This is a genomic window from Pseudomonas sp. NPDC077186 (assembly GCF_044543505.1).
In the GTDB taxonomy this organism is placed as follows: domain Bacteria; phylum Pseudomonadota; class Gammaproteobacteria; order Pseudomonadales; family Pseudomonadaceae; genus Aquipseudomonas.
The window spans coordinates 1,338,349-1,350,962 of the sequence record NZ_JBITWE010000001.1 but is presented as its reverse complement, the minus strand read 5'-3'; the positions used below and the strand labels follow the sequence as shown (position 1 = coordinate 1,350,962).

The window sequence follows — 12,614 nt, the reverse complement described above, 5'->3', positions numbered from 1 at the left end:
CACGCAGGGAGCAGTTGTATGAAGGTGTTGTTTATTCACCAGAACTTCCCCGGCCAGTTTCGCCATATCGCGGCGCACCTGTCCAAGCAGCCGGGCGTACAGGTGCTTGCCATCGGTCGCGAGCAGGCTCCTGGGCTGCAAGGAGTGCGCATGCTGCGCTACAAACCGCATCGCACTGCAAGCGCGCATACTCACCCTTATGCGCGTAGCTTCGAAGGTGGCGTACTGCATGGCCAACAAGTGTTGCGTGTGTTACTTGATCTCAAGGCCAAGGGCTACCGACCGGACGTGATCGTCGCCCACCCTGGCTGGGGCGAAACCCTCTATGCCAAGGAAGCCTTTCCCAATAGCAGGCTGATTCACCTCTGTGAGTACTACTACCAGACCCAGGGTGCTGACGCGGGCTTCGATCCCGAATTTCCGCTGAACCTTCATGGCGCTGCCAGCATTCGCTCTCGCAACGCCTTGCACCTGCTTAATCTGGAGAACTGCGACCAGGCCATTACTCCGACCCACTGGCAGCACAGCCTGCACCCAGTGGCCTATCGCGACAAAATCCAGGTGATCCACGAAGGCATCGATACCGCCAAACTAGGGCCGGATCCCAACGCGACCTTAGTGTTGCCCAATGGAAAAGTGCTCAAGGCTGGTGAGCCGATCATCACCTATGTGGCGCGTAACCTAGAGCCGTATCGGGGCTTTCATCAGTTTATGCGAGCGCTGCCGAAAGTTCTTCAAGAGCACCCGATGTGCCAGGTGGTGATAGTCGGCGGCGATGGAGTTAGCTACGGCAGCAAACCTAAGGATGCCCCGAACTGGCGAACCAAGATGCTGCGGGAAAACCCGGTTGATCTAGATCGCGTGCACTTTCTTGGCAAGGTGCCCTACGCCACCTACAAGAAGGTACTGCAAGTATCGGCAGTGCATGTTTACCTGACGTATCCCTTTGTGTTGTCCTGGTCGCTGCTGGAAGCGATGGCCAGTGGTTGCTTAATCGTGGGCTCTGATACTGCTCCGGTACGGGAAGTAATCAATAGTAATGAGAGCGGATTGCTGGTGAGCTTTTTTGACAATGACGAAACTGCTGAGCAAGTGCTGAATGCATTGAGTTGCTCGACAGGAATGTCGTATTTAAAAAAGGCGGCAAGACTTAGTGCGCTGAAATATTCGGTTGTTGGTGGCGTGGCTGACTACTTGGCAGCTATAGAAAGTGAGTATTCGTTGGGACTGGTTGGTCGTTATTGCTTGTTCCAAGAGTCGGTTATTAGCACGTAACGCAGAAGGCCAAAAATTATGACCAGAAAGAGCTGCCATGAATAATACTAAATTGATCTCCTTGGCTTGCTTTATTTTTATTGCTTCTTTCGCTGTCTTTTTTTTGTTTTATAAGGGTAGCGGCCCTCACGATAGAGTGATCGGTGTTTCTAAAGGATTGGTAGAAATCCCATGTGCCAAACCTAAGGCTGGGGCCAGATGCACTGGCCCTGATCCAAATAGAATTGCCTTTTATGTAAAAGCTATTGATCGAACTATTGGAAGGCCTTCAAAGAGTCACAGGTATGGCACTGAGGTTTTTATTGGTTTGTTTGTGTCAGATGAAAAAATTGAAAGTATTTATGAGCATGGAAGCGAGGAAGGCAACTATCTGATTGGAAGTCATGTTAATACGGTTCGCATATATTACTCCGCCGTGAGTGAGCTTAAGTATAAATTGAAGTGGTATGGTCATTGGGGTGACTATGCTGCTGTTGCAAGTGATCTTGATGGTTATGATAAATATGACGACATCTCTTGCCCGCCAGCTGAGCTTCTTGTGAGCAAGAAAATTACAGAAGCTCAGAAGAATACCTGTTCGGTCGTACGTCGCGCTTTGTATGTGCCTAAGGCGAGCCCGAATAAGCTAATTGATTGTCATCAATATTTGGATGCTGATGGAGTGATGAGATTGCGTAGCTGCAAGGTTCATTCTGATCTGGCGATGGGTGGGCGTGCTGAATACTCGATTGGATCAAAAGAATTCCTTAGCGGAAAGTGGGTTGAGCTGGATGAGTCAATCACTGATTATTTAAATGGCATGCTAATTCCAATGGAGGGGAAGTGAAATGAACCCACTATATGCTCAGTTACCGTCGGCGTTTGGAGATATTGTTGATTTTTGGTCGGAGCTTGCGTTACCTGACCGCATTGCGCCCCATATATTAGATGATAATCCGGATAATTATACAAATATATCGCAGGCCGATATGGACAAGGTGATAGCCTATGCCGCTGCCGGGGACAGAGGCGCAGCCTATCTATTGTTGGCCGAAAAGACAGGTAATATAGCTTTTTTGAATACGGCTCAAATCTCTACAGGCAGCGGTTTTTTGATTGGAGGCCCAGCAATAAATGCAAACGCATTGTTGCAAGTTGCATACCCTGGTGTATATCCGGACTACTCCATAGTGGATTTTTCCAATGTGATTCTTGCATATGAATTGGCTGGATTCACTCAAGAAACTGACGAGAATGGGGCGGTATCCTACAAGCCACCGACTGAGTTGGGGGCTTATGAGAACGCTGATGATGCTTGGTTAAACGCGAAAGGCGTGCCGGATCCAGCTCTGCAGGCAATTTTTCCAGGCCGGTTCTTTCTGTCTGCACATTACGCGCTGACTGAAAACATGGAAATGGCAAATACATATTTTAACTCAGATCTTATGGAGGTTATATTCAAGGCATCGAAGTCAGAAGCCACCAACTCTGGCGTGCAATTTGGTATTTCTTATAAGCAAGCGGTAATTATTGCTGAGGATGGAGGTAGTGCCGAAACGGTGAATGTTGGTGAGGAGGCCGTGGAGGTTTTTAAGGATGAGAGCGGAAAAGTTATTGCTTTGTTCAGACTTGGAGATAAAGAGGCAGAGGCCGCCCTTGATTCAACTTTCGGCAGCGCGGGCTCTGGTATTGGTCTGTCTCTAAATGCGTATAATGAGAATAACAATCCATTTCATTACTCGAGCACCGGCGGCTATGTTCTAGGTTTTTTGCTGGGCGGGATTGGCAACGATGAAACACTCGCGCTATTACAAAGCATCGCAAGTGCAGCAGCGAGTGAAGAAATTGCCCGTAATTATATCGATGATATTCGTTTCCTGTTGAATGGCAATAGCTCTCCAAGTCGTGAAGGCGATCTTCGAGACTCATTTATTAATGCGCAGTTAATCGTTGCCGATGCTTCATTTAAAGATAAATTCGGCATACTCGATTTGACAGGTAAAGCCAATGCGGCGACGTTTGATATGGCTTTAAATGATGATGAAGAAGGCTTAGCTCTACGTCGTGCACTGCTTGAGCTAAAGCCCTATGCAATTGTAGGTGCTGACTATTCGATGATCAGTGAGCAACTTGAGCTCTATGATTCGCGAACAGGGTTGGGGGAGCTTACCAGTGAGTGGATCGCTGAACGTATTGACGTACTGGCAGCGTATAACCTTTATCGACAAAATGGCGAAACCGATGGCGTGCTTAGCCTGCCTTTTGGTGACCCTTTCTTTATGCTCGGCGACGTCATTATCAGCGATGCCGCATTGGGTGATTCTCAACAATTAACCATCGATGGTTATGACGTTGGTCTCATTGCTCCGCGTTATATCCGCTTCGGCGATCAGGGGACAAACAGTCTGGCCGGGGGTGATGCAGATGACCGCCTCTACGGCATGGCTGGCAACGATACCCTCAAAGGCGAAGCTGGCCACGACTATATCGAAGGCGGAAGCGACAACGATCATCTCTACGGTGGCAAGGGTAACGACACCTTAGTCGGCGGGGCTGACAACGACCATCTTTACGGCGGTGAAGGCAATGATCTGCTTAAAGGCGGTGCCGGTGATGACCACTATTACTACGATGCAGATGGTGGTTACGACATAATCGAAGACCAGCACGGCAGTAACACACTGCATATATCGGGTAGCCCAGTGAGTAACCTTATCACTGTGGGCGACTCCACCTACGAATTTGAAGATGAATTGTGTAATACCTATCACCGTGGTGAGAATGGCGACCTGCATGTCTTGGTCAAGGGGGAGGTGGGCGGCCAGATTACTATTCGCAAGTTTTTCACCAGCGCTGGCTTTGCCAATAGCTTCAATATCAGTATCACTGATAAAGACCAATCTGTTGTCACGCCCCCTTCAGCGGGCAATGGGCATGAGGTTGGTAATGGTGTGCTGGGTACGGCCTTTTATATAAATCCCAATGATGGCTCTGTTAGTGAAGTCAATTACCACGTGGCCGCCACTTTGCAGGCGCGGGAGGATTCCAAAACCAAGAAGGATGATCTGGGTAATAGTCTGGATCAGTCTTTCTTAAATGATGATCCAATCATATTTGATGGGAATCTTTTCGGCTCGCAACTCTTTGAAGGTGGGCGCGCCGATGACGTACTTGTGGGGCATAACAACCGCACCAATGAGTTGCTTGGTGGCGCTGGCAGCGACCATATAGTGGGTGGCAACGTTGGGGACAGCCTCTTTGCTGAAGAGCGCGATAGTCTCGGCCATGGTGGCACGGGTAACGATTATGTTAAGGCCGGCAGCGGCGTTGATAGAGTCAGTGGCGGTGGCGGCAATGACACCATCTACGGTGGTGACGGAGGTGACGGTCTAACGGGTGGTTCGGGCCGCGACCAGATCTATGGTGAGGCCGGAAACGATATCATTTTGGGAGATGGTTACTTTAAATATAACGATGACGATCCATTCTTGAGCCATAGCATCCGCTTGCAGGCTGACTTTACTGCAGACAAGTCCTCCTATGATGACTATCTCGATGGTGGAGACGGCGATGACTGGATCAACGGTGAGGCAGGCTCAGACACCATTATTGGCGGCGATGGTAATGATCGCCTGATTGGTGATCGTGAAACCAAGGAGAATTATGCCAAACGCCATCAATATTACGTAACTGACTACGTAGAAATGCCCATCGAAATGCATGGCGATGATCTGATAATCGCTGGTCGGGGTGATGATTATGCAATTGGTGGCGGCGGTCACGACATTATTTTCGGTGGTGAAGGTAATGATTACCTGTTTGGTGATGTTGAGGATGGTGAGGACACCCTGCACGTAGGTAATGACACCCTGTTTGGTGATGAGGGTGATGACCAGTTGGTTGGTGGTGGTGGAGATGATTACCTCGATGGCGGCACAGGTAATGATCGGATCTTCGGAGGGACCGGTAATGACACGCTCGTGGGGGGCAGTGGTGATGACGAACTCCAGGGCGATGATGGCGACGACTTGATTTATGGCGGGGACGGAGAAGACAAACTCTGGGGCGCTGATGGTAACGATACGCTCGATGGCGGCGCTGATAATGACCGCATTTTCGCCGGCGAAGGAGACGACCTGATCCACGGCGGGGATGGCGATGACTCAATTATTGCTGGGCTTGGTAACGATACAATTTATGCGGGTGATGGCAACGATACCCTGTGGGGCGATGCCGGCAGTGACCATCTCTACGGCGGCTCGGGCGATGACTGGGTTCAGGATTTCTTCGGTTCCAGTGCCGATGATCGCAACCGTCTGAGCGGTGACGCTGGTAACGATACATTGATCTCCGGCGTTGGCCAGGATTCTCTTTTCGGCGGTGTAGGAGCCGATCACTTGCAGGCTGGCGCGGGTAATGATCACCTGTTTGGCGAGGGCGGAGATGATGTGCTGCTCGGCCAGGAAGGCAACGACGAACTCACCGGCGGTAAAGGTGATGATTATCTATTTGGCGGCTCCGGCGATGACGTTTATCACTTCGAAAGCGGCGATGGCGTGGACTATATCAGCGACAACTCGGGTGAGACTCGCCTTGTATTTGGCGCGGGTATTTCGCCTGCTTCGCTGCTGATTCAGCAAAGCCCGCACACGACCTATATCCACTATGGTGCTGACCGCATCAGCATGCCTAACACCTCGTTCCTGAAAATCAGCGAGGTGGCATTCGCCAATGGGCAAACTCTGGGCCTCAATGATCTGCTGCGTTTGATTGATCTGAGTAAGATCAAGGCGACACAAACTATCAGTGAGGTAATGGCCAGTGGGGCGTTCCAAGGCAATAGCCTTGATCACTTTGGCTGGTTTGGCGGCCAGTTGATGGGCGTCAATGGCTCTATTGCTGGCGTCGACCTTAACGATCCAGCTTCCTGGGTGGCGCTTGGTGCCGTCTCTCTAACCGGTCCGATGCTCTATTACAAGGATGCGGACGGAAAGGTGCTGAGCCCGATTATTGATGAGCAGGGCAATGCCAAAGTACCCGCTGGGGCCGTCACTGAGTATGTGATTTGGCCTGATGGTTCCATTTCTTCGAAGCTTGCCAATACAGCTGATGAGAACAGCTTGTTGAGTGACCCGAACGCACCCAAGCAAACGCCTGTCGGCGCTGCGGGTGACGCTTCCGGGGTCAATGCCGATGATGATGTCATTGATGGTACTGCTGCTAACGACACATTATCGGGCGGGACGGGTAATGACCTTATCCGTGGTGGCGAGGGTGATGACTCTCTCTCTGGCGGTGATGATCACGACCTGTTGTTCGGTGGTGCGGGTAATGACACCCTCAGGGGCGATGCTGGGGATGACATTCTTGATGGTGGTGCCGGGGATGATCTGCTTGATGGCGGCAGTGGCAACGACATCCTCGATGGCGGTGCAGGCAATGATCACCTCATCGGCGGAGCTGGTAATGACAAGTTGGTGGGAGGCAAGGGCAATGACACGATCGTGGGTGGGCTAGGCTCGGATACCTACCTATTTTCCAGGGGGGATGGAGCCGACACCATCGACAACGAAGATGCTAGCAATGGCCAGGATGTCATCATCTTTCAGGACGACATTAGTCCTGACCAAGTCTCGGCGAGGCGTCAAGGTGACGACTTACTGTTGCGGATCAAGGGAACCGACGACAGCCTGAGAGTGTTGGGCTACTTCGTTCAGGATGCGGGAACTTCAAGAGCGGTCGACCTTGTGCGTTTTACCGAATCAAGAGTGGTTTGGTCTATCGCCGATATCAAGCAGATGGTGTTGCAGGGTACCGAGGCCGCCGATGAGTTGACGGGCTATGACGCCAGTGCTGATTTGCTGTCCGGTTTTGCTGGGGATGACTTGCTCAGAGGGGGCGCGGGCGATGACACCCTGGTTGGAGGGGTGGGCAATGACACCCTAGAGGGTGGGCGTGGTAATGATACCTACGTCTTTACTGCTGGTGATGGGCAGGATCTGATTCGTGATTTTGCTGCCGAGCAGAACACTATCCGCTTTGAGGGGGCGTTGACAGCTGAGCAGCTTCGCGCCCGCAGGGTGGGGGCAGACTTGATACTGTCGTTTGCCAATGGTGACGACAGCGTTCGCGTTGAGCAGTTTTTCTCTCCTGGTTTGCCGCCGATCAGCTCTGTCGTGTTTGCCGGCGACCAGGTGCTCAGCGCCAATGATCTCAAGGCGATGGCGCTGCTGGGTACCGATGCTGATGAACAGCTGACGGGCTATGGCTCCGACGATGTGCTTGCCGGTGGTAAAGGCAATGACACCTTGCGTGGTGGTGCGGGCAGTGACACCTATGTGTTTGGGCTGGGGCATGGGCAGGACGTCATCATCAACGATGACAGTGCGCCCACCTCAGTTGATGTTATTCGCTTTGCAGCAGGCATTTCGCCTGAACAGGTTTCGGTGCGTAGGGCCGGACAAGATCTCCTGCTCAGTTACGGGACCAACGATCAGATAACAGTCAGAAGCTTTTTTGATAACGATGGCCTAAGCGGTATGGCCATTGATCGAGTGGATTTTGCATCTGCAGAATCTTGGTCGCGAGAGGACCTGTTGGCCGCAGTCTTGATCGGTGGCACAACAAATGATCGTATCGAGGCATATGTTTCGGACGACAGGCTGGTAGGTGGCGCAGGTAACGACACCTTGTTGGGTGGCGCTGGCAACGATGTGTACATCTACCATGCTGGTGATGGCAACGATGTGATTGATGACCTGAGTGGTCAGGACACGCTGCATTTGGTGGACTTGCACCTCAGCGATGTCCTCTTGCGGCGCGAAGGTAATGACCTTGTGCTGAGCATGCATGCATCGGGTGAGACCATTCGTGTTCTGTCACATTTCGAAGGCAATTCCAGGCATGGCGGCCAGAAAGCGTTGGAATTTGTTCGCTTCGCTGATGACACCGTTCTGAATAGTGAGGCTATTTCAGCCCGCGCTGTAGCGGGGACGACTGGGAACGATACGATCTGGGCGCACCCGGATGGAGGGTTGATCGAAGCCTTAGGCGGGGATGATGAAGTTCATGGCGCAGACGGCGCTGATGAGTTTCATGGCGGCGAAGGTAATGACATCCTGAATGGCAACTTTGGTATGGATACGCTCTACGGCGGCTCCGGCGATGATCTGCTGGATGGCGGCTGGGATGATGATGAGTTGCATGGTGGTGACGGCAACGACACCCTGCATGGCGGCGGTGGATATGACCGTCTTTATGGCGGTGCCGGCAATGACCAGTTGTACGGAGACGGTCTGCTCGACGGCGGTGAAGGTGATGATTACCTGGAGGGCACGGGTGAGCTTATGGGGGGGGATGGTAACGACACCCTTAAAGGCCTGGGCTTCGATACCCTGCAGGGCGGTGCCGGCGACGATCTGATTGAGGCGTATAGCAGTGCCTGGGATCAGGGCAGCAATGTCATCGAAGGCGCTACTGGTAATGACACCCTCTACGGCTCTTTCGGTGAAGACACCTATATCTTCAACCTCGGTGACGGTCATGATCTGCTGATCGAGCGTCGTGCAAACGAAGCCTTTAGCAACGTTGAGCCGACTGCCGATACCCTGAGCTTCGGTGAAGGTATTTCTGCCAGCGATTTGAGCTTCCACCGTCGTGGTCTGGACATGATTATCGAGCATGCCAACGGCACTGATTCGATTACCGTGCAGAACTGGTTTAAGGGGCCTAATGATCACTTCAAGCTTGAGCACTTCGTGTTTGTCGATGGCAGTGAGTTGAGCCAGGCCGAAGTTGAAGGGCAAGTAATCTGGCACGGTACCGCTGCTGCTGACAGCTTTATCGGTTACCGCGATCTCAATGACACCATGCGTCTTGGTGCCGGCGACGATAAAGCCTGGGGCCGTGCCGGTGACGATGTGATTTACGGTGAGGACGGCAACGACTACCTGGATGGTGAAGCAGGCAACGACACCCTCTACGGTGGCGCCGGCAACGACCAGTTGATGGGCGGTGCTGGTAATGACTTGCTGGTGGGTGGCAGCGGCGATGACAAGTATGTCTACAAGCTGGGTGATGGCGCCGACACCATCGATAACGCCGGTGGCGGCAATGATGGCGTGTTCTTCAGTGGCGGTATCGATGAAGCCCGCCTGACTTTCACCCGCGATGGCGACGATCTGCTGATTCTGGTGGATGAGGATGCCGAACAGTCGGTTCGCGTGTTGGGCCACTTCCTCGGTGGCGACAAGGCCATCAGTTATGTGCAACCAGATGGTGGATTCCTGATTGATGCGGCGCGCATTGCCCAGATTGTTGCCGCCGGCGATGTGCCGGGTGGCTTCGATACCCTGGTCGAAGGCACTGCTGCGGGCGAGCAACTGGTTGGCGGGCAAGGGCGTGATTTGCTGCGCGGCTTGGCCGGCAACGATACGTTGTTCGGCATGGGTGGTGACGACCAGATCGAAGGCGGCGACGGCAACGACTACTTGTCCGGAGGTAATGGCTCGCAGAGCGGTTCGGGTAACGACATCCTGAATGGCGGCATTGGTAACGACGTGCTCGATGGCGAGGATGGCGATGACCAACTGACAGGCGGCGCGGGTGACGACCAGTACTATTACCGTGCCAATGGTGGTGTCGATGTGATCGACAACAGCGGTGGTGGTTTCGACGGAGCGTTCTTTATCGGTATCGCGCGTGCCCGGCTGAGCTTCCATCGCGAAGGTGACGATCTGCTGATTTTGGTGGATGGCGATCTTGAGCAGCAGGTAAAAGTGACCGATCACTTCTTGGGCGGTGATCTTGCCATCGATTATGTTCAGCCCGATGGTGGTAGCTATATCACCACGGCTCAGATTGCCGGCCTGTTGACTGCGCTGCCTGATGGCGGCACCGGTGAGCCGGGCGATGGTGGCAATCCTGGTGATGGTGGAGAGCCGGGTGATGGCGGTACCAATCCAGGCGGCGGCGAGCAGCCTCCTGTTGCCGGTCTTGGTGGTGATGATGTCCTGACAGGCACTTTAGCCAATGATGTACTGATTGGTGGTGCCGGTAACGACACGCTGAATGGCGGCGTGGGTAATGACAGGTTGTTGGGCGGTATTGGCGACGATACTTACATCTATACAGCTGGTCAGGATGTGCTTGAAGAATTGGGTGGCATTGACACTCTGCGCTTCGCCAATGGCATTACCTTTAACCAGGTGGCCTCGGGCTTGGGCAAGTCGGGTAACGACCTCGTCCTCAAGGTGAATGGCAGCACAGCCAACCAGATCACCCTGAAGGACTTCTTCCTGGGTGGCGACAACCTGGTCGAGACCATCAGCTTCGAAACCGGTGGGCAACTGACTGCGGCGCAGATATTCGGGGCATTTGGTCTGGCTATGCCTACAGCGCCTGCGGCTGCGTTTGACACTGTTGTGCAAGGTTCCAGTGGTGATGATGCCGCACTGAATGGCACCGCTCAGCGTGATTTGCTGCAAGGCTTCAACGGCAATGACCAACTGTTTGGCGGTGCAGGCAATGATCGCCTTGAAGGTGGCAGCGGCAACGACACGCTCAATGGCGGTGCCGGTAATGACACCCTGATTGGCGGTCGTGGCGACGACACCTATGTGTTTGCGGCAGGTGGTGGCCAGGACGTTATCGATAACAGTGGTGGCGGCTTCGACACCTTGCGTTTCGAGGGTATTACCTTCAACCAGGTCTCCAGCGGCCTGATGAAGAGCGGTAACGATCTGGTGCTCAAGGTCAGTGGTGGCAGCGATCAGGTCACCCTGAAGAACTGGTTCCTGGGTGGCGATTATGTCGTTGATGTGATCAGTTTCGCCTCGGGCGGGCAACTGACTGCCGCGCAGCTGTTCGGCGCGTTTGGCCTGAGCAATCCTGATCCAGCAGGCTCGCCTAACTACCAGAACCTACCCGACGAGCGTGCCTTCGGCACGATTCTGGCGGGGCAGGCGGGCGATCAGAACATCATCGGCTCGTCCGATGCGGATCTGATCGATGGTGGTGCGGGTAACGACAAGCTGCGTGGTGGCAAGGGTAATGACTATCTGATCGGTGGTGATGGCAGCGACACCTACTACTTCGCGGCAGGAGATGGTCAGGACATCATCAACAACCTGTCCAATACTCCGGCTGACAACGATGTACTGAGTATCGAAGGCATCACCCGTGACAACCTTTGGTTGTCACGCCAGGGCGATAGCCTGGTGATTGATGTGCGGGGCTCGGAAGACAGCGTTACCGTGCAGGATTGGTATGCAAACTCGGCCCAGCGTCTGGATGCCGTCCAGGCAGGCGGCTCGACTTTGTACGCCAACCAGGTCGACAACCTCGTCAGTGCCATGGCCGCCTTCGGCGCGCCAGCTGGCGGGGAAATCAACCTGAGTCAGGTGCAGCGTGATCAGCTTAACGCGGTCATCGCAGCTAACTGGCAATAGGTTGCTAGAGCGATAGCAAATAGCCCGCCTTAATGGCGGGCTACTTGTTTGTGTTGGCTGTAAATCGCATATGAATGATCAGCGAGCTGTTGTTCAATACCCATGCAATTTGATGTTCAGGTGTCGTGCAATTGGGCGGTCAAGTCGAATGCAATTCGATGTTCAAATCAATGCAATGTCGCAGTTAGTTGTTGTGCCCCTGTAGGAGCGGATTTATCCGCGAAATTCGCGGCTGAAGCCGCTCCTACAAAGGCTGGGTCGGAGCATCAACACGTAACGGGAACATGGTCATAAAAAAGCCCCCAACCAAGGGGGCAAGACAAGCACACAACAGATAGATATCAGGCGAAGGCGGGCAGGGCGCCCATCTTGCCGCGGCAGTAGATCATCGGTTCGACGCGCTGCTGCGGCACGATCAGGTTCTGCACCGCGCCGACCAGGATGGCGTGATCGCCGCCTTCGTATTCGCGCCACAGCTCGCACTCGATGATGGCGGTGGCGTTGCCCAGCAGCGGGTTGCCCAGCTCGCTCAGCGTCCATTCGATGCCGCGGGCCTTGTCCTTGCCCTTCTTGGCGAAGGCATAGGCCTCGCTTTGCTGCTCGGCCGACAGCAGGTGGATGGCGAAGCGCTTGTTCTTGATCAGCTGCGGGTAGGAATCGGAGCTGTAGTTCGGGCAGAACAGCACCAGGGCCGGGTCGATGGACAGGGAGCTGAAGGCGCTGGCCGTCAGGCCGACGATCTGGCCATCGTCGTCCAGCGTGGTGATCACGGTGACGCCGGACGGAAAGGAGCCCATGACGAGTTTGTAGGTATTTGCGTCGATCATTTCGAGTACCTGCGTGACGTATCGGCTGCGACCGGCAGCGCTTTCGTGTCTGATGGTATACCATAATATGGTTCGCGCAAGCGCT

Annotated in this window: 4 protein-coding genes; 3 read left to right on the top strand and 1 reads right to left on the bottom strand. The window is 53.7% G+C overall.

From position 1 onward, the window contains the following. Positions 1-18: 18 nt before the first annotated feature. From ACIGKL_RS06360 to ACIGKL_RS06350, 3 genes are read left to right on the top strand one after another with little or no spacing between them, the layout of a single operon-like run. Positions 19-1,275, top strand: a complete 1,257-nt coding sequence (locus ACIGKL_RS06360) for a glycosyltransferase family 4 protein (RefSeq protein WP_397485839.1) — start codon at positions 19-21, stop codon at positions 1,273-1,275. A 37-nt stretch (positions 1,276-1,312) separates the two neighbouring features. Beyond that, positions 1,313-2,101, top strand: coding sequence for a hypothetical protein (locus ACIGKL_RS06355; protein ID WP_397485838.1), 789 nt, complete (start codon positions 1,313-1,315; stop codon positions 2,099-2,101). A 1-nt stretch (position 2,102) separates the two neighbouring features. Continuing rightward, positions 2,103-11,702 (top strand): calcium-binding protein, encoded by a 9,600-nt coding sequence (locus ACIGKL_RS06350; RefSeq protein WP_397485837.1) that lies wholly within the window; start codon positions 2,103-2,105, stop codon positions 11,700-11,702. Positions 11,703-12,043: 341 nt separating this feature from the next. Here the strand turns inward: ACIGKL_RS06350 and ACIGKL_RS06345 are convergent, their stop codons facing one another. Next, the gene (locus ACIGKL_RS06345) at positions 12,044-12,529 is read right to left on the bottom strand and encodes a flavin reductase family protein (RefSeq protein ID WP_397485836.1); all 486 of its coding nucleotides are present in this window, start codon (positions 12,527-12,529) and stop codon (positions 12,044-12,046) included. Positions 12,530-12,614: the final 85 nt, after the last annotated feature.